This is a genomic window from Glacieibacterium arshaanense (assembly GCF_004681125.1).
In the GTDB taxonomy this organism is placed as follows: Bacteria; Pseudomonadota; Alphaproteobacteria; order Sphingomonadales; family Sphingomonadaceae; genus Polymorphobacter_A; species Polymorphobacter_A arshaanense.
This window is the reverse complement of record NZ_SIHO01000001.1, coordinates 740,546-766,776: the sequence shown is the minus strand read 5'-3', so window position 1 is coordinate 766,776 and position 26,231 is coordinate 740,546. Positions and strand designations below refer to the sequence as shown.

The following is a 26,231-nucleotide window of genomic DNA, read 5'->3' as shown; positions in this document are numbered from 1 at the left end:
TTAAAACTCAGTGCCTGCACACTGCGTCAGCGTCTTGCTGATCACCGTCTGCGTGCGGATCATCTCGACCTTGGGCCAGGTCATCGCTTCGCCAGTGGCGATCAGGTCTTCCATTTCATCGAGCGACAGCTGGCTGAGGATTTTCGCCGGCGACCACAGCCGCGGCGGGTTGATGATGGTGATGTCGCCGCCATAGTCCTGATCGATGATCGACATCGTCATATTGGCGAGGCCGTTGAGCGCCGGGAAGAACGACAGCGGCTTTTCCCAGATCGATAGACCGGCATTCATCCATGCCTTGGTGCTGGCGACCGTCGCCTGCTTGACCGACTCCAGCACCGAATTAGGCGACTTCAAATCGCTGATGAACGGCGTGACGTGCGGGTTGGCCTGGCTGACGATATAGTGGTTGACGCCGTAGAGCCGCGCCAGCCGCTTGGCCGGTAGATCGTTGGTCATCGAGCCGTCGACCCATTTGCGGTCGGACAAATACGGCACGCGCTTGCCCTTGTGGTCTTTCGCCATCAGCGCCACCGGATCAAAGATGCCGGGCACCGCGCACGACGCCGCGACGGCTTCGCGGATCATCACGTTGGGCGAGGCGATGGCGTTGAGCAGCCGCGAATTCTGGTGGCGCTCTGACGGCGCGACCGAGACGTTGAGGTGGCGGCCGGTAAGCTGATAGGCCTCCTGAAACGTCAAATCGGGGATCAGCGTGTCGAGCTGCGCGCGCACCTGCGCCGACGTCATGCGCTTGCCTTCGGCAGGCTTGGCGCCATGCAGTTCGGCCTGCTCGTCGAGCCATTTGGCATCGAAATAGGGTGCGAGTTCGCTATCGAGATGCGTGCAGACGATGGCGCCGACAATCGAGCCGCCGCTCGACCCCGAGATGATGTCGGGCAGCACACCTTCCTGCCACAGCGTCTTGACGACACCCATGTGGAAGAACAGGAACGCCCCCGAGCCACTGAGCATCAGCGCCGACTGGCCGTAGCAATGGCGTGCGCGGTTGAAGAAATCGCGCTTTTCCTCGGGCTTGATCGACCGCACCTTCTTGCTGGCGAGGTGGTCGAGCGCGCTGGCGATTTCGGCGACATAGGCTTCGATCAGATGCTTGGTGCCGAACTGCGCCTCCTGATACAGGCGCTCGTTGCCCATGCCGTCCATGTTGCCGTGGATGCCCTCGTTGAGCGCGTAAAGTAGCGCCTTGTCGTCGCCGGCAGCGCGGAAGGCCCGCAAGGTCGCGAGGCGGCGGGCGATCGATTTATAGTCGTACAGGTCGGTCGCATCGGTGGCGCGCCACTTCGCCTTGCCCGACCGCACGTCATGCGCCTGCGCCTTTGCCGACCAGTCGGCATAGTTGCTGGCTTCGAACTGCGTTGCGCCGGCGCGTCGAATTGGTGACAGATTCATACGATGATCCTTCGGCCCCATTGCTCTTTACCGGCGATGCTAGCGGACCCGGTCGCGCGCCACCAGTCGCAATAACACGGTAAGCTGGTGTCGCCTTACGCCTTGCGCGACATGCCGGCACGCGCATCATTGCGCACAACCTCGAGGCCGGCGGGGTCGACCAGTCCGCCATGGATGACGCGGTTGTTGGCGTGCCCGAACTGATGGAGGTTGAACGCCGATTGCAGCGCCGTCCACAGCCCCTGTGCGTCGATCGACTGGTTGACGCTCATCTTCGCCATCTTGAGGCCGATCATCGGGCGGGTGGCGATCTTCGCCGCGAGCGCCAGCGTGTGGCTTTCAAGTTCGTCGCGCGGCACGACACGGTTGACCATGCCCAGCGCCTTGGCTTCGGCAGCGCCGATGGGCTCACCGGTGAACAGCAGTTCCTTGGCGCGGCGCGCGCCGAGTTCGAAGGCATGGACGAAATATTCGACGCCGGGCATGCCGAACGCCACGACGGGGTCGGAAAACTCGGCATCCTCCGACGCGACAATCAGGTCGAACGGCCAGATCAGCATCAGCCCGCCGGCAATCGCCTTGCCCTGGACCTGCGCGATGATCGGCTTGCCGAGGTTGCGCCAGCGCCAGCACAGCCCGAGGTAAATTTCCTGCTCCTTGACCATCCAGCCCTGCGGCCCGGGGTGATCGAAGCCGCCATGGCCGAAAATCGGCGGCCGCGACGCGCCGATGTTGCTGGTATCGGCAAGGTCATGCCCCGACGAGAAATTCTTGCCGTCGGCCGCGACGATGACGACGCGCACCTCATCATCGTACATCGCGAGATCGAGCGCATCGTTGATTTCGTAGAGCATCTTCGGCCCCTGCGCATTGTGCCGGTCGGGCCGTGCCAGCGTGACGCGCGCGACGCCCGGCGCCGGCTTGTCGTAGCGAATCTCTTCGAATGTCGGGGCTTCAGCCATCGTCGGTCTCCATCAGCCAATGCCGCAAGGCACAGCTGACACGACCGAAACGCCGCCGAAAGTGCAAGGATTTTGTGGGTGGGGCTGCGGGGCGGGCCGGGAACCCGTTGCCGCTCAAAGTGCTTGGTCGGGGCGAGAGGATTCGAACCTCCGGCCTCTGCCTCCCGAAGGCAGCGCTCTACCGGGCTGAGCTACGCCCCGACGCAAGGCGCGAGGCTATAGCGAGGCGGGCGGCGACGGGCAAGCACTTGATTGCGGTTTTGGGCGACTTGTTTGCGCAGGCCGGCACTGGCATCCTCGGCGCGTACAGCGAAAGGTAGCAGCCATGGCCGAAATCACCGTCCGCAACGGCGACGTCAACCTCCACGTACGTGTCGAGGGACCGGCCGACAGCCCGTATTTGCCAATCCTTTGCGTCCATGGCTGGCCCGAACTCGGCTATTCGTGGCGCCACCAGCTCGCGCACTTCGCGGGGCTCGGCTACCGCATCGCAGCGATGGACGTGCGCGGCTACGGCGCCAGCGACAAGCCGCACGCCATCGCCGCCTACACGCTGTCGCAGCTCGCCGGCGACACAGCGGCAGTCATCGATGCGCTCGGCGGTCGCGCCATCCTTTTCGGGCATGACTGGGGTGCACCAATCGTCTGGCAAACTGCGCTGCGCCATACAGACAAGGTTGCCGCCGTCGCCGGCCTCAGCGTGCCGCATCTGCCGGCCGGCGACGTGCCGTTCCTCGCGCTGGCGCGACAGATCTATGCCGGCAAGTTCTTCTACCAGCTGTATTTCCAGCCCGAGGGCGTCGCCGAAGCCGAGTTCGAAGCCGACCCGCAGGCACTCGCCAAAGTCTATTTCGCATTGTCCGGTGGCGCGACCGAGTCGGCGCTGATCAATGACCGGCCCGCCGACAGCAAATTCTTCACCGGGCTGACCGTCCCCGACCCCTACCCTGCCTGGATGACGCGCGCCGACCTTGCGGTGTACGAGGCCGCGTTCAAGGCCGGCGGCTGGCGCGGGCCGTTCAACCGCTACCGCGCGCAAGACCTTGATTTCGAGGAGCGCGGTCCGGTGCTGGGCCGCCACATCACCCAGCCCGCGGCGTTCATCGCCGGCACCCGCGACCCCGTCCGCCACTTCATCCCCGGTGTCGATCTCTATGCCAGTGCCGGTGCCGCCTGCGACGATTTTCGCGGCACGACGCTGATCGAAGGCATCGGCCATTGGGTTCAGCAGGAGGCGCCCGCCGAGACCAATGCGGCGCTGCAGGCGTTCGTCGAAGGGCTCTGAAGCCTCAGGGCTTGGTGACAGACAGCATCTCATGGCGGCGCACGAACTTTTCGCGCGGCGCACCGGCACGCGCGCGCGCCATTTCGGCATTGTCGATGGCGCGCCAGTCTTCGAAGCTGGTGACGTGGATGTTGCGTTCGGCGATGAGCGCATCAAGCCCGGCGCGGCCGGCACGTTCTGAACCCTGCCCGCCACTATCGGCGGCAATCATTTCGGCAATCGCGAAGGCATCGGGGCGGTTGGTGCCGATGGTGCCGGTCGGGCCATGCTGCGCCCAGCCGACGGCGTAGAGCCCCGGCGCGATGCGGCCATTGTCGCTGGCGAAGCGCCCGGCATTGTCGTCGTGTGGCACGCCCGGAATGCTCGGTGTCTGGTAGCCAATGCACGATACCACCAGCCCGCAGTCGATGGTGCGCATATCGCCAGTGCCAACCGCGCGGCCACCGTCGAGTTTGGTGCGTTCGACGATCAATCGCTCGACCTTGCCGTCGCCTTCGATGGCGACCGGGCGGTAGAAGAAGTCGAAGTGGATGGCGACCGGCTTGCCTTCGTTCGGCTTGGCGGCAAAGGCGCGCAAATGGCTGACAGTCTTGCGTAAACCGGGTTCGAGTTCGGCGTCCTCGGCCTCGGGCGGCAGGTCGGCAGGCGCCACGAACGGCTGTGCACGTTCGAGCTGGCCGAGCTCGCCCATTTCCTTGGGCGTGAAGCTCGCCTGGTGCGGGCCACGCCGGCCGATGATGTGGATGTCGCAGACCGCCGAATTGAGCAGTTCCGCCGACGCATGCGCGACGATATCCGAGCTGCCGAGTTCTTCGGGGGTCTTGGCGATGATGCGCGCCACGTCGATCGCGACATTGCCATTGCCAATCACCGCGACGCCGCAGTGCGCGAGTTTGACGTCAAGGTCGGCGAAATCGGGGTGGCCGTTGTACCAGCCGACAAACGACCCCGAGCCGAGCACGCCGGGCAAATCCTCGCCGGGAATGCCGAGGGGCCGGTCGTGCGGCGCACCGGTGGCGAGCACGACAGCGTCGTACAGCCCGCGCAACTCGTCGATGCTGACGTCGGTGCCAATCTGCAGATTGCCGATGAAGCCGACGCCCTCGCTCGCGGCGGTCGCCTCGTAGCGCTTGGTCACTGCCTTGATCGACTGGTGGTCGGGGGCAACGCCAGCGCGGATCAGTCCGAACGGGGTAGGCAGCCGGTCGATGATGTCGACCTTGACCTCGCCTAACGTCTTGGCGAGCGCTTCGGCGGTGTAATAGCCCGCCGGCCCGGCGCCGATAACAGCAATCTGGAGCAATGCCCCCTCCCCGATGATCTTGTTTTTGGCCGATTTTTGGCCTGTTATTTTAGCTTTGCGTCGCCCGGCGCGGCAACGTCAAGCTACCGCGTCGGGACGCCGGTCAGATCGTGGAGGTCAGTCGTCCTTCTTCTTGAAACTGTCGTGGCAGCCGCCGCAAGACGCACCGACCGCCTTGACCTGCGCGCCCGTCGCGGCGAGGTCGCCGGCATCGGCGAGCGTCTTCAGCTTGGCGGATTCGGTGACCAGCCGGTTGGCGGCGGCCTTGAAATCGGCGGGCTTTTCCCAGATCGCCGGCAGCGCTTCGGTTTTGCCGGCCGACGCGCCGGTACCGGCGGGGAACCAGCTGGTGATCTGCGGTGCCAGCGACGCGATGATCGCGGCGTTCTTCTGGATCACGGCGATATCGGGCGAGCCGCTGCTGTACTGGTCGCGGATCGCCTTGAACGCCTTGCCCATCTGCTTGTAATTGGCCTGGCGCGTTTCGATGACCTTGGCGGGCGGGACCTGGGCGATGGCAGCGCTGCCGAGCGCAAGCATCAACGTGGTGGCGACGAGGGGCAACAGGCGCATGGGTCAGGTTCCTTCGTTGAGCGATGATGCCGCAGACTGCGATGCACCGCGCCCCTCGTCAAGCGCGCCCGCCGCCCGGGCGTCGCATTTGCTTGCTGTGCGCGCTCTGCTACAGGGACGCGCATGACCGCATCGCTCTCCCAAATCCGCAATTTTTCGATTATCGCGCACATCGATCACGGCAAGTCGACACTCGCCGACCGGCTGATCCAGCAGACCGGCGGGCTGACCGCGCGCGAGATGTCCGAGCAGGTGCTCGACAACATGGACATCGAAAAGGAACGCGGCATCACCATCAAGTCGCAGACGGTGCGGCTCGATTACACGGCCAGCGATGGGAAAGTCTATGTTCTCAACCTGATGGACACGCCAGGCCACGTCGACTTCGCCTATGAAGTGTCGCGGTCGCTGGCGGCGTGCGAGGGCGCGCTACTGGTGGTGGACGCGGCGCAAGGTGTCGAGGCGCAGACGCTCGCCAACGTCTATCAGTCGATCGAACACGACCATATCATCGTGCCGGTCATCAACAAGGTTGACCTGCCCGCCGCCGAACCCGAACGGGTCAAGGCGCAGATCGAGGACGTCATCGGCATTTCGACCGACGATGCAGTGATGACCAGCGCCAAAACCGGACTGGGCATCGGCGACGTGCTCGAAGCCATCGTCAAGTTCATCCCGCCGCCCAAGGGCGACTTCGACGCGCCGTTGAAGGCGATGCTGGTCGATTCGTGGTACGACCCCTATCTCGGCGTCGTCATTCTGGTCCGCGTCATCGACGGCAAGCTCGTCAAGGGCCAGGAAATCATGATGATGGCCGCCGGCACCAAGCATCTGGTCGACCGCGTCGGCGTGTTCCGCCCGAAAATCGAGGTCATCGACGCCCTCGGGCCGGGCGAAATCGGGTTCATCACCGCGCAGATCAAGGAAGTCGCTCAGACCAACGTCGGCGACACCATCACCGACGCCAAGAAGCCCACCGCACACGCGCTGCCGGGGTTCAAGGAAGTCCAGCCGGTGGTGTTCTGTGGGCTGTTCCCGGTTGACGCCGCCGAATTTGAAAAGCTGCGCGATTCGCTCGGGCGGTTGCGGTTGAATGACGCCAGCTTCAGCTTCGAAACCGAAAGCAGCGCTGCATTGGGCTTCGGTTTCCGCTGCGGCTTCCTCGGCCTGCTGCACCTGGAAATCATTCAGGAGCGGCTGACGCGCGAATACGACCTCGACCTGATTACCACAGCACCTTCCGTGGTTTACAAGATGTTGTTGCGTGATGGCCGCGAAATCGAATTGCACAACCCGTCGGACATGCCCGACCCCTCGACCATCGAATTGATCGAGGAGCCGTGGATCGAAGCGACGATCTTCACTCCCGACGAATATCTCGGCTCAATTCTCAAGCTGTGCCAGGACCGCCGCGGCATCCAGAAGAACCTGACCTATGTCGGCGGCCGCGCGCAGATCACCTATGAGCTGCCATTGAACGAAGTGGTGTTCGACTTCTACGACCGGCTCAAGTCGATTTCGCGCGGCTATGCGAGCTTCGACTACCACCAGATCGGCCACCGCGAGGGCGACCTCGTCAAGATGAGCATCATGGTCAATGCCGAGCCCGTCGATGCGCTGAGCATGATCGTCCACCGCGGCGCTGCCGAGGCGCGCGGCCGCCATATGTGCGAGCGCATGAAGGACCTGATCCCGCGCCACCTTTTCAAGATCCCGATCCAGGCGGCGATCGGCGGCAAGGTCATCGCGCGCGAAACCATCGCGGCAATGCGCAAGGACGTGACCGCGAAGTGCTACGGCGGCGACATCAGCCGCAAGAAGAAGCTGCTCGACAAGCAGAAGGAAGGCAAGAAGCGGATGCGCCAGTACGGCAGTGTCGATATTCCGCAAGAAGCCTTCATCGCCGCGTTGCGCATGGGCGACGACAAGTAGCGCGCATGAAGCCGGTTACGCGTCGCATATTGCTGGGCGGCGGTGCGGTTGCGGCCGTCGCCGCGATTGCAGCGGGCCGCGAATACTACCTGCTGTCGTCGCTCAAGGGCCCCGACCCGTTGCTCAACCTCAACCGGCTCGATGCGGTGACGCCGGGCAGCGACGGCGTGCGGCTGGCGGAAAGCGCCGCCTATGGAAACGATGCCCGCCAGCAGCTCGATGTGTATCTGCCCGCCGGCGATGTCGCCAATGCGCCCGTTGTAGTGTTTTTCTACGGCGGCGGCTGGGTCAAGGGCGACCGCGGCGACCACCGCTTTGTCGGCCGCGCGCTGGCGTCGCGCGGCATCATCGCGGTCGTGCCCGATTACCGGCTGGTGCCGCAGGTTAGCTATCCCGCTTTCGTCGCCGACGGTGCAATAGCGGTTCAGTGGGCCATCGCCAATGCCGCGCGGCTGGGCGGGGATCCGCAGCGTGTCGCGGTCGCTGGACATTCGGCGGGATCGTATATCGCGGCAATGCTGGCTCTAAATCCATCGTTCGGGGTGGCGAACAAGGTCAATGCGCTGATCGGCATTTCGGGCGGTCGCTATACGCTGACACCACGCGTCCGTGCCAAGCTGGCCGATGTATTCGGCAAAACGCCCGACGGCGAACCCGTCGAACCGATCGATTTCGTCGGCTCCGGAGCGCCGCCGACCTTGCTGTTGACCGGCAGCGTCGATGACGTCGCCGCACCGCGGATTACTTATGACTTTGCTGCCGCATTGCGTGCCGCCGGCGCGCCGGTAACGGTCAAGACCTACGCCGGGGTCGAGCACAAGGACATGCTCGCGGCGTTCGCGGCGCCGTATCGCTGGAATATTCCGGTGCTCGATGATGTGGCGCGCTTCGTGATGGCTGCGCCGCCGGTTGCGTCCTAGCGTTTAAGACGCCGCGCGTTCGACGTCGCGGTGCGGTGCACCGGCGCCAGCGCCGCCGCCTGCAGTGCCGTTGATGCGGCAACCAGCGCATTGCCCGACGCGGTCATGCGCTGGGTAAGGCCGGCCAGATAATCCTGTTGCGCCTGCAGCGCTGCTGCCGGGGTCGCTGCGGTCAACATCTGCGTCGTTGCCTGAGCGGCAAAAGTAGTTTCGCGCAGCCAGTCGCTGCCGGCGCGCAGCAGCATGGCGTTGAGGTGGAACACCGTTTCGCTGCCCGAACGCGCGAAGGCATGCGCCTTTTCGGGCACCATACGCGCCATTTCGGCCTGGCCGTCGGCGGTCAGCACATTCGGCGATACCGCGAGTTCAAGGCGGCGCGTGATGACCTCGCTGCTCGCCTGTGCCAGTTCGCCATGTTTGCGCGCCAGATCGGCCATGCCCGCGATATGGTCATGCGGTTTCGATTTTGACATTGGGATTTCCTCGGTTGCCCGCGATGCTAGGCGCGCAAGCGCAGGGCGTCCAGCGTTCTCATGCCTGCAAAATCAATCGTCCCAGCCCTCCAGCTTGGCGCGCAGCTTGCCGAGTGCCGACTTCTTGATCTGGCAGATGCGCGCCGCGCCGACATCGAGCACCTGGCCGATCTCCTCGAGGTTCATTTCCTCGACGTAGTAGAGCTGAAGCACCAGCGCCTCGCGCTCGGGCAGGTCGCCTACGGCGTTGCTGATGGCGCGCTTCAAATTGGCCCGCGCCAGATTGTCGAACGCGTCAGGGGCGTCATCGGCGAACCATTCGCTGTGGTCCGAATAGACATCGTCGATTGATTCGTAGCGCACCGCCTGTGTTGCGTTGCTGGCGACGCGAAAGGCCGCGACAGTCAATTCGAGCTTTTCAGCCATTTCCTCGTCGGTCGGTGCCCGGCCGAGCAGGCCTTCGAGCACCGATTTGACCTGCCCGAACTCACGGCGCCGGCGGATCGCCGAGCGCACCAACGTCGCGCTCTTGCGCAGCTGGTCGATCATCGAGCCGCGCACGCGGACTGTCGCTTAGGTGGCGAACGCCGCATGGCCACGGTCCTCGAACCCCCGCGCCGCCTCGACCAGCGCCAGCATGCCGATCTGCACCAGATCCTCGAACTCGATGGTGGTCGACACGCGCCCAACCGCTTCCGCCGCATCGAAGGCGTCGCCGATACCGACCCGTTCAACCCCACCGACCGGCTCGACCCGCGCAACCGGCGGATCAGCATCACCTTAATGACGCACGAGCCGTTGCCGCTGCCGCCGCATTGACGGGTTGAAGTGCCTCCGGCGGGCAGAGGCTTGCCCCTGCACCCATTAGTTTAGCGCCGCGCAGCAGTAGCCAAGGCTGCGCTTGATGCGCCGACCCAATATCTGGGTGCAGGGGCAAGCCCCTGCCCGCCGGAGGCCCTTCCCCGCTTGCGCAATCCGCGCGGCACGTCCAACTTGCAAAAAACAAAGTTGGGGACGGTATGGCGACACAGTTGCAGGACGGCGCGCCGGTAAAGGAACAGCGCGTCAATTCGGAGCGGGTGCTGCTGTGGATTCTGCTGATCGTCTACATCTTCAATTTCATCGACCGGCAGGTGGTGAACATCCTGGCCGAGCCGATCAAGCGCGACCTTGACCTGTCGGATACGCAACTCGGGCTGCTCACCGGGCTGGCGTTTGCGCTGTTCTATGCGATTCTGGGCGTGCCGATCGCGCGCTATGCCGACAAGCCACACAGCAACCGCGTCGGGCTGATTTCGATCTCGCTGCTGCTCTGGTCGGCGATGACCGCGGTCAGTGGCCTGGCGACCAATTTCACGCAGCTGTTGCTGGCGCGCGTTGGTGTCGGCGTTGGCGAGGCGGGGTGCACGCCGGCGGCACATTCGCTGATTTCGGACATGGTGCCGCGTGAACGTCGGGCCTCGGCGATCGCATTCTACGGGCTCGGCATTCCCATCGGCGGCCTGCTGGGGATGGTTATCGGCGGCCAACTCAACGATCTTTTCGGTTGGCGCACGGCGTTTTTTGTCGTGGGCGCACCGGGGATATTCTTATCGGCGTTGGTCTGGCTGGTGCTGCGCGACCCGCGTGTCAGCCATGCCGCACGGACGTTGCGCGCCGCAACGCCGGCGGTGCCGCAAATCAACGCGCGTGCTGCGTTGAAGGAAGTGCTGTCGAGCAAGGCGTTCGTGCAACTCGCAATCGGCGCCGGGCTGATCGCGTTCCTCGCCTATGGCAAGGGCGTCTGGGTGGCGATCCTGTTCATGCGCAACCACGGGCTGTCACCGGGCGAGACTGGACTGTGGCTGGGCCTCAGCGGCGGCATCGCCGGTTTCATCGGCACCTGGGCCGGCGGCTATCTTGCCGACCGCTTCGGCAAGCACAACCCGCGCCACCTGCTGACCGCGCCTGTGGTGGGGATCATTCTGGCGGCGCCGTTGCTATTCCTGGGCTATTGCGCCGACAACTGGGTCACCGCGCTGGCGCTGCTGTTCATCCCCGGCATCGCCAACATGCTCTACTGGGGGCCGACCTATTCGGTGGCGCAGCGGCTGGTGCGACCGCATGCACGGGCGATGGCAACGGCGATCATGGTGTTCGCGCAGAACCTCATCGGCCTTGGGCTCGGGCCGTTGTTGTTCGGGATGCTGTCGGATGCGCTGAAACCGATTGCCGGCCCCGACAGCGTGCGCTGGGTGCTTTACGGCGCGGCTTGGCTTGGTGTGTTGCCGGCGTTCTTCTTTTGGCGCGCCAGCCTGCGCCTCAAGGCGGACCTCGACCCCGAATAGTTCAGGACAGCGGCACCGCCACGAAAGCATGCTCATCGCCGCGCAGCACTTCGAGCAGGATGTTGTGACGTCCGGCGCGTCCGGCGGCCGCAACACCGGCTTTAAGTTGTTCGGGAGAATCGACACGCAAGTGATTGGCTGCAATAATCAAATCGCCAACCTCTAACCCGCGGTCGAAGCCGCCGCTGGTCGGATCGACCCGCGTGATCATCAACCCCGTCGCGCGCGCCGGCTGTTCGGCGCGGGCGTTGAGTTCGGGCGTCGTGCGCGTCACCACCAGCCCGAGAATATCGGCGCTACCACCCTTTGCCGCTGCCGATGGCAGTGCCACCGGCGCCGCGGCGAGCACCGGCCGCTCGGCCGACATCGTCGCGACCTGCAGTTTGACCAACTGACCGTTGCGCAGCACCTCGACGGGGCGGACTTCGCCAATCGTCGATTCCGCCACCAGCCGCGTCAGGTCGCGGGCATTGACCACCGGGGCGCCGCCGAAGCGCGTGATGATATCGCCGATACGCACACCGCCGCGCGCTGCCGGGCTGTCAGGGGTGACGCCGGCGACGAGTGCGCCACGCGCTTCCTTCAATCCCATCGAATCTGCAATATCTTCGGTAACTGGCTGGATTGAAATGCCAATCTGGCCGCGGACAACATGGCCGTTGGTGACCAGTTGGCGCACCACCTGCTGCACCATATGCGCCGGAATGGCGAAGCCGATGCCGACGTTGCCGCCGCTGTCGCTGGGCGAATAGATCGCGGTGTTGACGCCGATGACATGGCCGTAGCGGTCGAACAGCGGCCCGCCCGAGTTGCCCTGGTTGATAGCGGCGTCGATTTGCAGAAAGTCGTCGTACGGCCCCTCGCCGATCTCACGACCGCGGCCCGATACGATGCCGCTGGTAACGGTGCTGCCCAACCCGAACGGCGAGCCGACCGCGAAAATCGCATCGCCGACGCGCACCTTGTCCGAATCGCCCCATTTGACCGTCGGCAGACCGGCAGTGTCGCTGGCAATGCGCAATACGGCGAGGTCGGTCTTGCTGTCGGCCCCGACGAGTTCGGCAGCGACTTCACGACCCGACGCGAGGCGTACGCGGATCTTGCTGCCACCTTCGACGACATGTGCGTTGGTTACGACAAGCCCCTTGGAATCAAAGATAAAGCCCGACCCCAGCACTTCGTCGGCATCGGCCTCCTCGCCTTGCGGCGCGTCATCATAAAAGCGCCGCAGGCTATCGCTGCCGTCGGGCGAAATGACGCCGGGGGTGTGATGGCGCAGACCTGTCACCTGGACCTGGACCACGGCGGGGACGACGGTGGCGACCATATCGGCCAGTTCGCCCGATGCCGGCGCGGGGGCGCGCACTGCTGCCGCGACCGGCGCGGTGACAACCGTTTCGCGGTCGCGCAGCTTGAGCGCGGCGGTTATGCCGACGCCGCTGCCGACCATGGCAAGCAGCAACACCCCGGCCCCGGCCATCAGCGGCCGGTCGTAAAGTGCATTTCGCGGCGTGGGCATGGACTGGCTACTCGCAAGGGTTACACATCAAACACGCCTGTGGCGCCTGCCGCCGGGCAATCACTGCCCTTGAGCCGGAACGCCGATAGGTTCATCTAGGATGCGCAGCTTTGCGCTGCAAGGCAACCGCTGCAACACAAAGGCTAACCCCGTGCCCACCGCCGCCGAACGCCAACTCATTGCCGACCGCAAACTCTATTACGCAAAAGTCGCCGCCGAACTTGAAGACTGGCTGACGCGCCACGGCATTGTCGAAGTCGAATGCATGGTGCCTGACATGAACGGCATCGTCCGCGGTAAGGTACTGCCCGCCGCCAAGATGGTGAAGTCGGTGCAGGGCGGCGCGCTGAAAATCGCCAGCTCGATCCTGATCGTGACGGTCACCGGCGATTATCCCGAAGACCCCGCGGTGGCGCCGTTTCAGGACCCCGACATGACGCTGGTGCCCGACCCGACGTCGTTGCGCATCGCCCCCTATTTCAAGGTGCCCACTGCCGTCGTCATCGCCGACCCCTATGGCCGCGACCATCAACCCGTCGAAATCTATCCGCGCAATCTGCTCAAGAAGGTCATCGGGCTATATGCCGCGCGTGGCTGGAAGGCGCTGGTCGCCCCCGAAGTCGAATTCTTCCTGACCAGCATCAACACCGACCCCGACATTCCACTCAAACCGCCGATCGGCCGCAACGGTCGTGCCGAAACCGCGTCCGAACCCTACGGCCTCGATGCGATCAACGAGTTCGAGGAGATCATCGACAAGATTTACGAGCACAGCGAAAAAGCCGGGCTCGACCTCGACACGATGATCCACGAAGCCGGCGCGGCGCAGCTCGAAATCAACTTCAACCACGGCGACCCGCTGCTGCTCGCCGACCAGGTCGTGTTGTTCAAGCGCATCGTCCGGCAGGTCGCGCTCGAAAATGGCATGTATGCGACGTTCATGGCCAAGCCCATGGATGACCAGCCGGGCAGCGCCATGCATCTCCACCAGTCGGTCGTCGATATCGAAACGGGTCTGAATCTGTTCGCCGATGCCGATGGCCATGACAGCCCGTTGTTCCGTAGCCATGTCGCCGGTTTGCAGCAGCATCTGCCGCAGATCGCGCTGATGTTTGCCCCCAATGTCAACAGCTTCCGCCGGATGCGGCCGTCGCACGATGCGCCGATCAACGTGCAATGGGGCCTCGATAACCGGTCGTGCGGCCTGCGCGTGCCAATCAGCGACCCCGAAAACCGCCGCATCGAAAACCGCCTGCCCGGCGCCGATGCCAACCCGTACCTGTCGATGGCGGCATCGCTGGTCGCCGGCTACATCGGCATGATCGAGGAAAGCGAGCCGCGCGCGCAGATCGACGGCAGCGCCTACCGCATGGCGCGCACCCTGCCCCGCACGCTCAACGAAGCGCTCGACAAGTTCACCCACGCCCGTGCGGTGCGCAATTTGTTGGGCGAGCCGTTCTTCGACGCGTTCGCCGCGATTAAGTTCGCCGAGCTTGAGGCCTATCAGGACGTGGTCACCGCCTGGGAACGCGAGCATCTGCTGCTCAAGGTCTGAGTGACCGCCTACCCGCCTTCCTGGTACGCCGCGACCGCGCACACCGCGCCGCCGCGCCCGGCGCTCGACGGCAGCGTCGATTGCGACGTGGCGGTCATCGGCGGTGGCTATACCGGGCTGTCGTCGGCGCTGGCGCTGGCGCGTGCCGGGCATGACGTCCGGCTGATCGAGGCCGCGAAAATCGGCTGGGGCGCTTCGGGGCGCAACGGCGGTCAGGCGATTCCGGGGCTGCGCAAGGGCGCGGCGGAACTCATCGACCAATTCGGCGAAGCACCGGCGCGCGCGCTCAACGCCATCGGCGACCGCGCCCGCGACCATTTCTGGGACCTGATCGCGCGCGAAAACATCGACTGCGACGCGCGACGCGGCCATGTGCAGGCGGCAGCGCACCCGGCCGACATGGCGCATCTGCGCGCCGAAATCACGGCATACCAACGCCTTGGCGGCACCGGCACGCCGGTCATCGTCGAAAAGCCCGACCTGCCCGCGCACATCGCCAGCGCTGCCTATCACGGCGGCCTGTTCGACCCCGGTGCCGGTCATGTCCACCCGCTCAAACTCGCGCTCGGACTGGCAACGGCGGCCGAGCGCGCCGGCGCGGTGCTGCACGAAGATACCGCCGCAACGGCCATCAGCGGCGCCACCGTCACCACGTCACGCGGCCAGTTGCGCGCCCGCACCGTCATCCTCGCCTGCGACGGCGGCATCGGCGCGCTGGCGCCCGATCTGGCGCGCAAGGTCATGGCCGTCGGCAACAGCATCATCGCCACCGAGCCACTCGGCGATATGGCGGCAAAGCTACTACCCAGCGACGCGGCGGTCGCCGACACGCGCTTCGTGCTCGATTACTTCCGCCGCTCGGCCGACGGGCGACTGCTGTTTGCCGGTGGCGAAAAATACCTCCCCGGTGCCCCCGCGAACGTACCCGCGTTCGTGCGCCCGCACATGCTGCGCGTTTTCCCGCAACTGAAGGACGCGCGCATCGACTATGGCTGGAGCGGCGACGTCACCATCACGCTGAGCCGCTTCGCCGAAGTCGGCCGGCGCGGCGATGTCATCCACGCGCATGGCTATTCGGGCCAGGGCGTCATGCTGGGCTGCCTGATGGGGACGCTGATCGCCGAAGCGCTGGCCGGAAACGGCGCGACTTTCGACCGTTTGGCAGCGCTCCCCACCCCGGCTTTTCCGGGCGGTGCGCTGCTGCGCACACCGCTACATGTTGCAGGGATGCTATGGTACGCGCTACGCGATAGATTATGACCAGACCCAGCACCGCCGCCGACCCCGCCGAACTCGAGGCTTTCCTCGCGGCGTTCCCGCATGTCGAATATTTCGACATCTTCTACACCAACCTGTGCGGTGTGCCGCGCGGCAAGCGGCTGCGACGCCACGAGATGAAGGGCGCCTTCGCCGATGGCCGCTTCCTGCCGGGCTCGGTGCTGGTCGTCGACACCACCGGGCTCGATGTCGAGGAATCGGGCCTGGTCTGGGAAGACGGCGATGCCGACCGCCTCGCCTGGCCGGTGCCGGGCACGCTGACGCTGGCGCCGTGGCTTGGCGACGATGCAGCGCAGGTCATGCTGGCGATGCACGAACTCGACGGCACGCCGTGCCAGCTCGACCCGCGCCAAATCCTCAAGACGGTGCTCGACCGCTACGCCGCCGACGGCCTGACGCCGGTGCTCGCCTGCGAACTCGAATTCTACCTGCTCGACGCCGAGCGCACCCCCGAAGGCGGCATCCAGCTCGCCAAGGGCTCCGACGGCCGCCGCCCGACGCAGGCGCAGGTTTACGGACTCGACGCCGATGACATCGAAAGCAAGTATCTGCGCGCGCTGTGGGAGGCCTGCGACGCCATGTGCATCCCCTCGGGCGCGGCGATTGCCGAATATGCACCCGGCCAGCTCGAAGTGACGCTGGCGCACAAGCCCGACGCACTGGCGGCGTGTGATGACGCGATTCGCTTCAAGCGCGCCGCCAAGGGCGTGGCAGCGAGCATGGGCCGCACCGCGACCTTCATGGCCAAACCGTTCGCCGACCAGTCGGGCAGCGGGCTGCACATCCATGTCAGCATGAATGACAAGACCGGCCACAACATCTTCACCTCCGAGGCGCTCGAAGGCTCCGAAACCCTGCGCCACGCCATTGGTGGCGCGTGCGTCTTCGCGGCGGATTCGATGGCGTTCTTCGCGCCAAACGCCAACAGCTACCGGCGCTTCCGCCGCAACAGCTACGCCCCAGTCCGCGCCGGCTGGGGCACCAACAATCGCACTGTACCATTGCGCGTGCCCGCCGGGCCGCCGAGCAGCCGCCACATCGAACACCGCATCTGCGGTGCCGATGCCAACCCTTATCTGGCGGTCGCCGCCGTACTGGCGTCGATGCACCACGGGCTGACCAACAAGACCGACCCCGGTCCGCCGGTCGTCGGTGACGGCTACGGCGAAACCGGCGAACGGTTGCCGACCGACTGGGGCTATGCCGTCGAACGACTGGCGCGGTCGGAGCTGCTCGAGGGCTATTTCGGCCGCCGCGTGCTCGACATGTTCGCGACCGTGAAGCGCGTCGAACAGGAACGTTTCAACGGCGTGGTGACGCCTCTGGACTATGATTGGGTTTTGCGCTCTGCTTGAGTTTCAACGCGCTTGACGGAGGGGTTTATGAGCTTGAGGTCAGAACATTCGCGTCGGTCGATTTTGGCCGGCATGGGTATCGCGGCAGTCGGTCTGACATTCGGCCTCGAAGGCTGCTCGAAGGAAAAAACCGCGGTCGCGGACGGCGAAGAGGCCAAGCTCAACTTCTACACCTGGGACACTTACATCGGCAAAACGACGCTTTCGGACTTCCGGGCCAAGACCGGAATCGACGTCAACATGAGCCTTTTTGCCACAAACGACGAACTTTTCGCCAAGCTCAAGGCCGGGAACCCCGGATTTGACGTCATTGTTCCGTCAAACGAGTTCGTTCAGCGCATGTCGGAGGCCGACATGCTGATGCCGCTCGACCATGCCAAAATCCCCAATTTCAAGAATGTCGAGAAGGCCTTCCTCGATCCGCCGTACGATCCGGGCCGCAAGTGGTCGATGCCCTACACCTGGCTGGTGCTCGGTATCGGCTACCGCAAATCGAAGGTGCAAGGCGTTCCCGACAGCTGGAAATACCTGTTCGATTCGGACCAGTACAAGGGCCGAATCGCCCTGCTCAGCGAATCGGCCGACCTGATTCGCCTTGGCGCGCGCTACCTCGGCCATTCGGTCAACGGCATCGATCAGGCGACGATCGATCAGGTCACCGCGATGTTCATCAAGCAGAAGCCCAACATCAAGGCGTTCCACGAAGACAATGGCCAGGACATGCTGCTCGCCGGCGATGTCGACCTCGTGCTCGAGTATAACGGCGACATCGCGCAGATCATGACCGAGGACCCCGACATCGATTTTATCGTGCCCAAGGAAGGCAGCCTGCTCAATTCGGACACGCTGTGCATCCCCAAGGGTGCGCCGCGCCCGAACAATGCGCACGCGTTCATCAACTATCTGCTCGATGCCAAGGCTGGTGCAGAGATTGCCGAAACCATCTCCTACCCCACCCCTAACGCCGCCGCACGCGCACTGATGCCCGAAAGCTACCGCAACAACCCGGTCATCTTCCCGAGCGGCATAGGTTTCGACAGGTCGGAGTTCGGCAAGTTCGAAGGTGCCGCGCAGCAAAGCGCCTTCGAGACCGCGATGACCAAGATCCGCGCCGCCTGACCGGAGCGCGGGCGTGAGCGGCGAAAACTGGCGGCAGGAACGAAAAACGCTGCTGGCCACGCTGGGGCCGCCGCTGTTCTGGCTGACGCTGTTCTTCCTGGTGCCACTGGCGGTGGTCTGGGCGTACAGCTTCGGCCGCAACGTCGGGCTGACCGAGATCGAGATTTCGGGAACGTTCGCCAATTACGCGCAGGCCATCCAGCCGCTTTACCTCGGCATCTTCTTCAAATCGATCGTCATGGCGGCCGCCTGCACGGTCATCTGCCTCGTCGCCGGATTTCCGGTGGCGCTCGCCATCACCTTCGCCCCCGACAAGGTCAAGGCGTGGCTGCTGCTGGCGGTCATGCTGCCGTTCTGGACGAACCTGCTCATCCGCACCTACGCGCTGATCGCGGTGCTGCGCGACGAGGGCTATATCAACCTGACGCTCGGCTGGATCTGGAAACAGGTCGGGCTGGTGCTCAATGTGCCGCCGTTCGTGCCGCTCGAAATGCTCCACAACAACCCCGCGGTGCTGTTCGGGCTGGTCTATGTGCATTTGCCGTTCATGGTGCTGCCGCTCTACGCCGCGCTCGACCGCCTCGACCGTTCGCTGATCGAAGCCAGCCTCGACCTTGGCGCCGGGCATTTCCGCACGATGATGCAGGTGGTGGTGCCTTTGGCGCTGCCCGGCATCCTGTCGGGCGTGCTGATTACCTTCATCCCCGCACTCGGCGCCTATCTGACGCCCGACCTGCTCGGCGGTCCCGACAGCCAGATGATCGCCAACGTCATCGAGCGCCAGTTCAAGCGCGCCAATGACTGGCCGTTCGGCGCCGCTCTGTCGTTCCTGCTGCTCTATCTGACCTTCGTCATGGTCGCGGTGCAGGCGCTGATCCAGCGCCGGCGGGGGGCACGATGAGCGCGCCTGGCGACGACGGCGTTTTGGCCGCAGAGATTGCCGACGCGCAGTTCGGCCCCGCCGAAGTCAGCGCCGCCGTGGCAACCGCGCGCCCGCGCCGCAACACCCCCGGCCCGCTCGACTATCTCCGCCGCTGGCCGCTGCAGCTGTGGCTCGTCATCGTCGGGCTGTTTCTCTACCTGCCGCTGATCACGCTGATGGCGTTCAGCTTCAACGACAGCAAGCGCAACATCGTCTGGCGCGGCTTCACCACCGACTGGTACGTCAAGGCGCTCACCGACAGCTCGTTGCTTGAAGCGTTCGGCAACTCGCTGTCGATTGCCGCACTATCGACCATCGCCAGCGTCATCCTCGGCGCGCTCGCGGCGGTGGCGCTGTGGCGCTTCGACTTCCGCGGCAAGACGGCGTTCGAAGGCGCGATGGCGATGCCGATCGTCATTCCCGAGATCTGCATGGGCGTGGCGATGCTGGTGTTCTTCGCGCGCATCATGCCGTGGCCGCAGGACCTGGTCTGGCCGTTCAACCTCGGGCCGATCGTCATCGCGCATATCTCGTTCAGCTTTCCGTTCGTGGCGGTGGTCGTCCGCGCCCGGCTGGCCAGCTTCGATCGTTCGCAGGAAGAGGCCGCACGCGACCTCGGCGCCACCGACGCACAGGCATTCCGCGACGTGCTCATCCCGCACCTCAAGCCGTCGCTGATCGCCGGCGCGCTGCTGGCGTTCACGCTCAGCCTCGATGATTTCGTCATCACCTTCTTCACCGCCGGCCCCGACACCATCACCTTCCCGGTCAAGGTCTATTCGATGGTGCGCTTCTCGGTGACCCCCGAAGTCAACGCCGCGTCGACGTTGCTTATCGTGCTGACGGTGCTGCTGACGGTGGTGGCGCTGCGTTTCCAGAACCCCAAGGAGGTCGCCGGCGCATGAGTTCGAAACCGCCGATTATCTCGATCGAAGGCGTCACCAAGCGCTTCGGCGACCATGCCGCGGTCGATGACGTGTCGCTGACCATCAACGAAGGCGAATTCTTCGCGCTGCTTGGGCCCTCGGGCTGCGGCAAGACGACATTGCTGCGCATGCTGGCGGGCTTCGAAACGCCGACCGAAGGCACCATCCGCATCGACGGCAAGGACACCGACGGCGTCCCACCCAACCGCCGGCCGGTCAACATGGTGTTCCAGTCCTACGCGGTGTTCCCGCACATGTCGGTTGCCGACAATGTCGCTTACGGCCTCAAGATCGACGGCGTCGCCAAGGCCGAGCGCGACCGCCGCGTCGAGGAGGCACTCGCCCTCGTCCAGCTCGAAGGCTTTGGCGGCCGCATGCCCGACCAGATGTCGGGTGGCCAGCGCCAGCGTGTCGCCTTGGCGCGCGCGCTAGCCAAGCGGCCGCGCGTGCTGCTGCTCGATGAACCGCTGTCGGCGCTCGATGCCAAGCTGCGCGAGGCGATGCGCTTTGAGCTCGCCAGCCTGCAGCACAAGGTCGGCATCACCTTCGTCATGGTGACGCACGACCAGGACGAAGCGCTGGCGCTCGCCACACGCTGCGCGGTGATGGAGCGCGGCCGGCTGATCCAGCTGGCGACGCCGTCGGACCTGTACGAATTCCCCAACAGTCGCTTCGTGGCAGACTTCATCGGCACGGTGAACATGGTCGAAGGCACGCTCAAGACCGACAACCCGACCGAGGCAATCATCGCCACCAAGGAACTCGGCGACGTCTATATCGACCATGCGGTGCTGGGGAACGAAGGCGCGACCTTATACCTGGCACTGCGGCCCGAAAAGATCAGCCTGTTCCGGCGCGACGGGGTGGTGCCACCCAAGCTGGAGGATTGCCCCGAGGGGTATAATGTTGTCGCCGGCGTGATCGACCATATCGCCTATCTGGGCAGCGAGTCGGTGTTCAAGGTGATCCTGACCAACGGCCGCCAGATGCTGGTGATCCGGCCGAATCTGACGCGGTGGGATCAGGAGGATTTTGTCGAGGAGCAGCCGGTTTGGTTGAGTTGGCATGCTTGTGCGCCTGCCGTGCTTGCCGGTTAGTTGGGCTTCCACGACTTAGCGCCCGTGCGCGGGCAAAGCCCGCGCTGCTTGACCCTCTCCCCTTGAGGGAGAGGGCGACTCGCGCGCCAGCGCGCCGGGGTGAGGGGTGAGCGTCGGCTCCAGTATGAAGGCCGGTCGCAGAACACAGAAAACGAGCAAGTAAGCCGCGCGGGCAAAGCCCGCGCGTCGGACGGGTTCGTCGGCGGTCGCCGCCGCCCCGCCGGCCGGGCGCTGCGCCGAGTCTGCGCCGAAGCCGAAAATCGCGAAGAGCAATTTTCAGCTTCGGCGCAGCCGGCTTGGCCTCACATCGGCGGCGTGCTGCCCCCAACACCAACCACCAACCGGTTGCTCACCAAAGACCCGTCGGGCTGCTTCTGCGCAAACGTAAACACCTTCGCGCCCTTCACCAACAGCGTCGCATCCGCGGGCGCGAACGCCACGATCGGCACCGTCACCGGCACATAGACCGTTTGCTTGCCGCCCTTGTAGTTGACCGTCAGCGTCCGGCCGTTCTTCTTCGACAGGCCGCCTTCGGTGACGTCATCGACATTGCCGTTGGTCATCGAGCTGGTCGCGCTAGTGTCCCAGGGGCGGTGGCCTTCGCCGACGCCGCGCATGCTTTCGGGGAAGACATGGACTTCGGTCGCGACCAGCGTGCCGTTCGGCCCGGGCTCGGCCGCGGTGCCGATGAAGCTGTTTGGCTTGATCGCGTCGATGCCGATAACGGTCGACGACACGAAGCTCGACTTGGGCGCGAGCAACAGCACCATCGGCTTGCCGTTCTTGCCTGTGACGCCGATTTTCATGCCCGTATCAACGGTACCAGCGACGCTGGTGACGGTGCCGCGCACGCCGACCGGCGGTGCCGCCTGTGGTGCCGCGCCCATCATCTGGGCGCTGGCGGCGGTTGCGGTCAGCAGTACCGGCGCCATCGCCAAAGCGGCAGCGCGAAGCAAAATCTTCATGTCGAATTCCCCTGTTGTGGTTGCAGTCCGCTGCCAGCCTATCGCAGTGCCGCCGCGACCGCAAATGCGCTTGCTTGCCGCACCGCCCCCCTTCCCGCGCGCCGGCCTTGCGTGTAGGTCTGGGTGCATGAGCACACGTCCTGTTTTCGGCATCATTGCCTGCAACCGCACCACCGGCGGCGAGGCCGCACAATCGGTGATGACGCGCTATGTCGCCGAGGCGATGCGCTATGCCGATGCCGCCGCCCTCATCGTGCCGTCGCTGCCCGATCTGATGCAGGCCGCCGAAGTCGCGCCGCGGCTCGATGCGCTGCTGCTCACCGGCAGCCCGTCGAACGTCGATACCAAACTCTACGGCGAGGAAGTCTCCGACGCCGCCGGCCCGTTCGACCCGGCGCGCGACAGCATGGCGCTGGCGCTGGTCGATGCGATGCTCAAGCTCGGCCGACCGGTGTTCGGCATTTGCCGGGGGTTCCAAGAGCTCAACGTCGCGTTCGGCGGCACGCTGCGCCGCGACCTTGGCGACGGCGCGCTGCCGCACCACGCCCCCGATGGCGCTGATTTGCCCGGCATGTTCGCACACACCCATGCCGTCAACCTGACACCCGGCGGGCGGCTGGCGGGGCTGTACGGACGGCCAGGACTGACGGTCAATTCGGTGCACTATCAGGGCGTCGACAAGCTCGGCACGGGGCTCAAGATCGAAGCCACCGCGCCCGACGGCATCATCGAGGCGTTTTCGGCGCAGGTCGGCAAGGCGCCGGTGCTCGCGGTGCAATGGCACCCCGAATGGCGCACCGAAGCCAGCCCCGACGCCCAGGCGCTGTTCGGCGAAATGGGGCGGCTGGCGCGCAGCTAAAAAGTACAGACTAGAACTACGCAAAAATCGTTTGCGCTGCTGCAGCGATTGCGGCATTATCCTGTCGTGAGTCGCGCTCAACCTGCCGGGGAGGCGGGGAGCGCATGTATTTCTCTTGGGGAGATCCAAAGATGGCGACGGCGTTCAAGCAATCCGATGATTTGATGGCGGCAGCCCGCGAAGAAGCGTTCTCGATGCCGCTCGACAAGATCGACGTCTCGGACGGCGCCCGCTTCGTCAACAACACCTTCTGGCCATTCTTCGAACGCCTGCGTCGCGACGCGCCGATCCATTATTGCGCCGAGAGCAAGTTCGGCCCGTACTGGTCGGTCACCCGCTACAAGGACATCATGGCGGTCGATACCAATCACGCCATTTTCTCGTCCGACGCGCACCTCGGCGGCATCACCGTCGCCGACATGGACGATGATTTCATCCTGCCGATGTTCATCGCGATGGACCCGCCCAAGCATGACGTGCAGCGCAAGGCGGTGTCGCCGATCGTCGCGCCGGCGAACCTCGCCGTGCTCGAAGTGCTGATCCGCGAACGCGCGCAGAAGATTTTCGACAACCTGCCGATCAATGAACCGTTCGACTGGGTCGACCGCGTCTCGATCGAACTGACGACGCAGATGCTCGCGACGCTGTTCGACTTCCCGTGGGAAGAACGGCGCAAGCTGACCTATTGGTCGGACATCGCGACGTCGGACCCCGATCTGCCCGGCAACCCAAACCGCCAGGAGCGTCAGGTCATCCTGCTCGAATGCCTGCAGTATTTCACCAATTTGTGGAACGAGCGCGTCAATGCGCCGCCCGCCGGCGACCTCATTTCGATGATGGCGCACGATCCGGCGACGCGCGACATGGCGCCGATGGAATATCTCGGCAACCTCATCCTGCTGATCGTCGGCGGCAATGACACGACGCGCAACTCGATTTCGGGCGGCCTGTTGTTCCTCAACGAAAACCCCGACCAGTATGAAAAGCTGCGCCAGAACCACAAGCTGGTCGAAACGATGGTGCCCGAAATCATCCGCTACCAGACGCCGCTGGCGCACATGCGCCGCACTGCGTTGCAGGACACCATCCTCGGCGGCCAGCACATCCGCAAGGGCGACAAGGTCGTGATGTGGTACGTTTCGGGCAACCGCGACGAGAGCGAAATCGAAAACCCCAACGCCTTCATCATCGATCGTGCCCGCCCGCGCCAGCACCTGTCGTTCGGCTTCGGCATCCACCGCTGCGTCGGCAACCGCCTCGCCGAAATGCAGCTCAAGATCGTCTGGGAAGAAATCCTCAAGCGCTGGCCGATGATCGAAGTGCTCGAACCGCCGGTTCGCGTCTCTTCGTCGTTCGTCAAGGGCTATGAAAAGATGATGGTGCGCATCCCGGGCTGACGCCCACCGCAGCACCCACCGCCAATCCCGCCTCAACCGCCTTTTCGGGGGACCGAATGTCACACGTCACGTTTATTGAAGCCAATGGTACCGAGCACGGAGTCGATGTCGACAACGGCGTTTCGGTCATGGAAGCCGCGATCCAGAACAGCGTCCCCGGCATCGACGGCGATTGCGGCGGCAACTGCGCTTGCGCCACCTGCCACGTCTATATCGACCCCAAGTGGGCGCCGCTGACCGGCGAGCGCACGCAGATGGAACACGACATGCTCGAATTCGCCGAAGGCGTCGAGCCGAACAGCCGCTTGGCCTGCCAGATCCACATGACCGCCGAACTCGACGGGCTCGTGGTGCGCATGCCGGAATCGCAGCACTAAGGATTCAAGGGCCTCCGGCGGGCAGGGCCTCGGGCCCTGCACCCATATATTGGGTGCAGGGGTCACCCCTGCCCGCCGGAGGCCCTACCCCTTATACTTCGCCCGCAACTCGAACTTCAGCACCTTGCCCGTCGCATTGCGCGGCAGCGCATCGACGAGCTCGAGCCGCGTCGGCAATTTGAAGCGCGCGAGCTTGTCACCGCAGAATTGAATCAGCTCGGCCAAATTCAGAGTCGCGCCGGGCTTGAGCGCCACGACTGCGCAACCGGTTTCGCCCCATTTCTCGTCGGGCAGGCCGATGATGGCGACTTCGCGGACGGCCGGGTGGCCGTAAAGGATGCTTTCGATTTCAGCCGGATAGACGTTCTCGCCGCCTGAAATGTACATGTCCTTCAGACGGTCCTCGATATAGAAATAGCCGTCGGCGTCCATGCGGCCGGCGTCGCCCGAGCGGAACCAGCCGTCGACGAAGCTGCTGTCGTTGGCGTCGGCGCGGTTCCAGTAGCCCGGCGTGATGTTCATGCCCTGGATCCAGATCTCGCCCTTTTCGCCTACATCGGCCGTGCTGCCGTCGGGGCGCGCGATCTTGACGTTGCACCAGCGCACCGGCCGCCCGGCCGAGCCGATCTTGCCGGGCACGTCGCGCGCGTCGCACATCAGCGTCACCGCGCAGGTTTCGGTCATGCCGAAGCCTTCGCGCAACGAAATCCCGCGGTCGAACCACTTACGCAGCAGCGGCTCGGGAACGCTTTCGGCGCCGACGAACATCGCCAGCATCCGCGAGAAGTCCGCGGTGGCGAAATCGGGGTGCGCGCCCATCGCGTTGAAGATCGCCGGCACGCCGAGAAAGTGTGTGATGCCGAGCGCCGCATCGCTGAACAGCCCGAGCATCGCGCCGGGCTCGAACGCCCGGACGATGATCGCGGTGCCGCCGAAAAACAGCGCCGGCAGCGTGAAAATCGCCAGCCCGCCAATGTGGAACAATGGCATCACCGCAACGCTGACCATGTCGTACGAGGCTGCCGCCGACGCGACCATGCCGGCAAACGCGAAGTGGCATTGCTGGTGGCTGAAGGTGACGCCCTTGGGCGTGCCGGTAGTGCCCGACGAGTACATGATCATGCACAGGTCCTCACCGGCTTGGCGGACCTGTTCGGTAACCGGTGTCGCGGCGGCAATCGCGGCCTCGAACGCGCTGGCACCGCCCGTTGCATCGAGCGCAATCCAGTGGTCCACCTTGGTCATCGGCTGAAGTGTCGCCTGCACCTGCGCCAGGCTGGTGTCATAGAAAAACACCTTGGCGTCGCTGTCGTTGACCATGAACGCCAGCTCGTTGGCGGTCAGTCGGAAGTTGAGCGGCGTGTAAATCAGCCCGATGCGCCAGCACGCAAACTGCACGTCGAGCATATCGCTGCTGTTGAGCGACAGCATCGCCACGCGGTCGCCGCGGATGCAGCCCAGCGCCGCCAGATGCCCGGCAATGCGCCCGACGCGGTCGTGCATGACGGCGTAGCTGTGACGCCGGCCGCTGTGCAGGTCGACCGTCGCCAGCTTGTCGGGAAAATGCGCTGCACCCTGCGCGATCCAGTCGATGACGGCGCTGGTCGCGGCCGGCGCACCGGCATTGTTGTTCATGGCGTTTCCCCTCCTCCGCCGGAGCTGTTGCGCGCCGTT

Annotated in this window: 24 protein-coding genes and 1 tRNA gene; 15 read left to right on the top strand and 10 right to left on the bottom strand. The window is 64.8% G+C overall.

The genetic code is table 11. From position 1 onward, the window contains the following. The 3 genes from EUV02_RS03500 to EUV02_RS03490 all read right to left on the bottom strand — a co-directional run bounded on the left by EUV02_RS03500 (position 1) and on the right by EUV02_RS03490 (position 2,576). Positions 1 to 1,413 (bottom strand): DUF3336 domain-containing protein, encoded by a 1,413-nt coding sequence (locus tag EUV02_RS03500; RefSeq protein WP_166430482.1) that lies wholly within the window; start codon positions 1,411 to 1,413, stop codon positions 1 to 3. A 95-nt stretch (positions 1,414 to 1,508) separates the two neighbouring features. Then, the gene (locus EUV02_RS03495; RefSeq protein WP_135244814.1) at positions 1,509 to 2,375 is read right to left on the bottom strand and encodes an enoyl-CoA hydratase; all 867 of its coding nucleotides are present in this window, start codon (positions 2,373 to 2,375) and stop codon (positions 1,509 to 1,511) included. A 124-nt stretch (positions 2,376 to 2,499) separates the two neighbouring features. After that, positions 2,500 to 2,576: transfer RNA gene (locus EUV02_RS03490), tRNA-Pro, on the bottom strand. A gap of 124 nt (positions 2,577 to 2,700) precedes the next feature. On the opposite strand from EUV02_RS03490, the gene EUV02_RS03485 reads away from it, so the two are divergent. Then, positions 2,701 to 3,660, top strand: a complete 960-nt coding sequence (locus tag EUV02_RS03485; protein WP_135244813.1) for an alpha/beta fold hydrolase — start codon at positions 2,701 to 2,703, stop codon at positions 3,658 to 3,660. A gap of 4 nt (positions 3,661 to 3,664) precedes the next feature. Here the strand turns inward: EUV02_RS03485 and EUV02_RS03480 are convergent, their stop codons facing one another. Together EUV02_RS03480 and EUV02_RS03475 are read right to left on the bottom strand one after the other, a co-directional pair. After that, on the bottom strand, positions 3,665 to 4,963 hold the full coding sequence (locus tag EUV02_RS03480; RefSeq protein ID WP_135244812.1) for an FAD-dependent oxidoreductase: 1,299 nt from the start codon (positions 4,961 to 4,963) through the stop codon (positions 3,665 to 3,667). A gap of 117 nt (positions 4,964 to 5,080) precedes the next feature. Further along, complete coding sequence (locus tag EUV02_RS03475) at positions 5,081 to 5,536, bottom strand: c-type cytochrome (protein ID WP_135244811.1); 456 nt, start codon at positions 5,534 to 5,536, stop codon at positions 5,081 to 5,083. Positions 5,537 to 5,659: 123 nt separating this feature from the next. Between EUV02_RS03475 and lepA the strand changes: the two genes are divergently transcribed. After that, a complete protein-coding gene (gene lepA, locus EUV02_RS03470; RefSeq protein ID WP_135244810.1) occupies positions 5,660 to 7,468 on the top strand; it encodes a translation elongation factor 4 in 1,809 nt (602 codons plus the stop codon). 5 nt (positions 7,469 to 7,473) lie between these two features. Continuing rightward, complete coding sequence (locus EUV02_RS03465; RefSeq protein WP_135244809.1) at positions 7,474 to 8,388, top strand: alpha/beta hydrolase; 915 nt, start codon at positions 7,474 to 7,476, stop codon at positions 8,386 to 8,388. On the opposite strand, the gene EUV02_RS03460 is transcribed toward EUV02_RS03465, so the two are convergent. Together EUV02_RS03460 and EUV02_RS03455 are read right to left on the bottom strand one after the other, a co-directional pair. Further along, positions 8,385 to 8,861 carry a hypothetical protein gene (locus EUV02_RS03460; RefSeq protein WP_135244808.1) on the bottom strand — a complete coding sequence of 159 codons (477 nt, stop codon included), beginning with the start codon at positions 8,859 to 8,861 and terminating at the stop codon, positions 8,385 to 8,387. The genes EUV02_RS03465 and EUV02_RS03460 overlap by 4 nt on opposite strands. Positions 8,862 to 8,933: 72 nt before the next feature. Beyond that, complete coding sequence (locus EUV02_RS03455) at positions 8,934 to 9,422, bottom strand: sigma-70 family RNA polymerase sigma factor (protein ID WP_279379488.1); 489 nt, start codon at positions 9,420 to 9,422, stop codon at positions 8,934 to 8,936. A gap of 30 nt (positions 9,423 to 9,452) precedes the next feature. Between EUV02_RS03455 and EUV02_RS15855 the strand changes: the two genes are divergently transcribed. Together EUV02_RS15855 and EUV02_RS03445 are read left to right on the top strand one after the other, a co-directional pair. Continuing rightward, positions 9,453 to 9,680, top strand: coding sequence for a hypothetical protein (locus EUV02_RS15855; RefSeq protein WP_243445796.1), 228 nt, complete (start codon positions 9,453 to 9,455; stop codon positions 9,678 to 9,680). A 200-nt stretch (positions 9,681 to 9,880) separates the two neighbouring features. Further along, complete coding sequence (locus EUV02_RS03445; RefSeq protein ID WP_135244806.1) at positions 9,881 to 11,188, top strand: spinster family MFS transporter; 1,308 nt, start codon at positions 9,881 to 9,883, stop codon at positions 11,186 to 11,188. Position 11,189: 1 nt separating this feature from the next. Here the strand turns inward: EUV02_RS03445 and EUV02_RS03440 are convergent, their stop codons facing one another. Then, positions 11,190 to 12,707, bottom strand: coding sequence for a Do family serine endopeptidase (locus EUV02_RS03440; RefSeq protein WP_135244805.1), 1,518 nt, complete (start codon positions 12,705 to 12,707; stop codon positions 11,190 to 11,192). A 151-nt stretch (positions 12,708 to 12,858) separates the two neighbouring features. Here EUV02_RS03440 and EUV02_RS03435 point away from each other — a divergent pair, with 151 nt between their 5' ends. From EUV02_RS03435 to EUV02_RS03405, 7 genes are all read left to right on the top strand, one after another. Next, positions 12,859 to 14,262, top strand: coding sequence for a glutamine synthetase family protein (locus tag EUV02_RS03435; RefSeq protein ID WP_243445746.1), 1,404 nt, complete (start codon positions 12,859 to 12,861; stop codon positions 14,260 to 14,262). Then, on the top strand, positions 14,263 to 15,522 hold the full coding sequence (locus EUV02_RS03430; protein WP_135244803.1) for an NAD(P)/FAD-dependent oxidoreductase: 1,260 nt from the start codon (positions 14,263 to 14,265) through the stop codon (positions 15,520 to 15,522). Next, positions 15,519 to 16,895, top strand: coding sequence for a glutamine synthetase family protein (locus tag EUV02_RS03425; protein ID WP_135244802.1), 1,377 nt, complete (start codon positions 15,519 to 15,521; stop codon positions 16,893 to 16,895). The genes EUV02_RS03430 and EUV02_RS03425 overlap by 4 nt, the downstream gene beginning before the upstream one ends. Before the next feature lie 72 nt (positions 16,896 to 16,967). Next, positions 16,968 to 18,014, top strand: a complete 1,047-nt coding sequence (locus EUV02_RS03420; protein ID WP_243445745.1) for an ABC transporter substrate-binding protein — start codon at positions 16,968 to 16,970, stop codon at positions 18,012 to 18,014. Between the two features lie 13 nt (positions 18,015 to 18,027). Next, positions 18,028 to 18,915, top strand: a complete 888-nt coding sequence (locus tag EUV02_RS03415) for an ABC transporter permease (RefSeq protein WP_207790098.1) — start codon at positions 18,028 to 18,030, stop codon at positions 18,913 to 18,915. Beyond that, positions 18,912 to 19,841, top strand: coding sequence for an ABC transporter permease (locus tag EUV02_RS03410; protein ID WP_135244800.1), 930 nt, complete (start codon positions 18,912 to 18,914; stop codon positions 19,839 to 19,841). The genes EUV02_RS03415 and EUV02_RS03410 overlap by 4 nt, the downstream gene beginning before the upstream one ends. Further along, on the top strand, positions 19,838 to 20,959 hold the full coding sequence (locus EUV02_RS03405) for an ABC transporter ATP-binding protein (protein WP_135244799.1): 1,122 nt from the start codon (positions 19,838 to 19,840) through the stop codon (positions 20,957 to 20,959). Before EUV02_RS03410 ends, EUV02_RS03405 begins: the two co-directional genes overlap by 4 nt. Before the next feature lie 302 nt (positions 20,960 to 21,261). Here the strand turns inward: EUV02_RS03405 and EUV02_RS03400 are convergent, their stop codons facing one another. Then, a complete protein-coding gene (locus EUV02_RS03400) occupies positions 21,262 to 21,924 on the bottom strand; it encodes a hypothetical protein (protein WP_135244798.1) in 663 nt (220 codons plus the stop codon). Positions 21,925 to 22,051: 127 nt separating this feature from the next. Between EUV02_RS03400 and EUV02_RS03395 the strand changes: the two genes are divergently transcribed. From EUV02_RS03395 to EUV02_RS03385, 3 genes are all read left to right on the top strand, one after another. Then, positions 22,052 to 22,783: a gamma-glutamyl-gamma-aminobutyrate hydrolase family protein gene (locus EUV02_RS03395; RefSeq protein WP_135244797.1), complete on the top strand. Its 732-nt coding sequence runs from the start codon at positions 22,052 to 22,054 to the stop codon at positions 22,781 to 22,783. A gap of 131 nt (positions 22,784 to 22,914) precedes the next feature. Beyond that, complete coding sequence (locus tag EUV02_RS03390; protein WP_135244796.1) at positions 22,915 to 24,180, top strand: cytochrome P450; 1,266 nt, start codon at positions 22,915 to 22,917, stop codon at positions 24,178 to 24,180. A 56-nt stretch (positions 24,181 to 24,236) separates the two neighbouring features. After that, positions 24,237 to 24,557: a 2Fe-2S iron-sulfur cluster-binding protein gene (locus tag EUV02_RS03385; protein ID WP_135244795.1), complete on the top strand. Its 321-nt coding sequence runs from the start codon at positions 24,237 to 24,239 to the stop codon at positions 24,555 to 24,557. An 84-nt stretch (positions 24,558 to 24,641) separates the two neighbouring features. Here EUV02_RS03385 and EUV02_RS03380 read toward each other — a convergent pair whose 3' ends face one another. Then, positions 24,642 to 26,192, bottom strand: a complete 1,551-nt coding sequence (locus tag EUV02_RS03380; RefSeq protein ID WP_135244794.1) for an acyl-CoA synthetase — start codon at positions 26,190 to 26,192, stop codon at positions 24,642 to 24,644. Positions 26,193 to 26,231 lie beyond the last annotated feature (39 nt).